The organism is Bacteroides cellulosilyticus DSM 14838 (assembly GCF_000158035.1).
Taxonomy (GTDB): Bacteria; Bacteroidota; Bacteroidia; order Bacteroidales; family Bacteroidaceae; genus Bacteroides; species Bacteroides cellulosilyticus.
Genome location: NZ_EQ973515.1, coordinates 1 through 1,109, shown reverse-complemented (window position 1 = coordinate 1,109; position 1,109 = coordinate 1). Strand labels below are relative to the sequence as shown.

Annotated in this window: 1 protein-coding gene; it reads right to left on the bottom strand. The window is 59.4% G+C overall.

From position 1 onward, the window contains the following. Positions 1–1,109: fimbrillin family protein (locus BACCELL_RS25420; protein ID WP_007215056.1), on the bottom strand; the 1,109-nt coding region annotated here is incomplete at both ends.

Genomic DNA, 1,109 nt, shown 5'->3' with positions numbered 1-1,109 from the left:
GTCAAACTCGTGGTTGTTGCCTGCCACGGCTTCGTGCCGATATTCTTTGGGGACGAAGAGGGCGGCATAGGTGTAGTTTCCTTTTGCCAGATTGTCCCAAATGATGGGGGAGTATCCGCTACCGGTTGCATCGTCGATGGAGGCTTGGCTCTTTTCGTATTTCACGGGATAAGTTCCTGTGCCGTTGTCGGCTACGCCGGAGGTACTTTCTGCCGTGGCTGCCAGGTAGAGCGTGCCGGCTTGGTCGATGTTCGTCAGGGTGGTGGTGGTGATGGTGACTCCGTCCACTTCGCTGCTGCCGCTACCCTTGCTTCCTGCTCCCCATTCCGCAAGCGTGATGCTGCCCACGGTCATGGCGGTGGGGTTCAGGGTCAGTGTCAGGACATTCTTCTTGCCTGCCTGCAGAGTGAGAGCTGCGTTGAGTGTACCGGTGTAAGTCTTGTCGCCCACGCTGACGGTGAACGATGCGCCTTGGGCAAGCGTCTGCGGCACTACGAGGTAGGTGGTCTCGCCCGTGATGATGGCGGTACCGGTGTTGTCAGTGGCGGAAACTCCGGTGGCGAGATCTGTGTAGGTGGTGCTGGTGCTGCCGACGGTGGAATTCACTTGCAGGAGGCTGTTGTCAGCGGTGTTGTAGCCCAGAGTGTAGGTGGTCAGCATGGCGGGGGTCTTCACGGTGGCGTCGGTCAGGGAGATGCCTGCGGGGAAGTCCGTTCCGGCTACTACGTTCACGGCCAGCTGTGCCATCAAATGGCGGAAGCCGAAGTTCAGGATGCCTTGTCCCATGGTGGCGGGGCCGGCGCCTATCAGATCTACCACCCGGGTCTTGCTGTCGGTGGCGTTCTCGATGGTAGCATAAAAACGGTCGTTAGTCAGGTTAGTGTCGTCCACGTAAATGGGGTTCGTGCTGCTCCATGCACTGCCGGCGAAGGTGTAGGCGTGTGCCGCGGCCTTGTCAGCCTGTGCGTCATTCGTTGTGCTTCCTGTGTTGCCGACTCCTTTTTTCCAGATGCTCATGGCGGTTCCCTTGATGGCTTCCGTACCACTACCGCCTGCGGAGGCTGTTCCGGTGAGGTCGGCTTTGATATCGGCTTTAGTGGCGGGGGCGG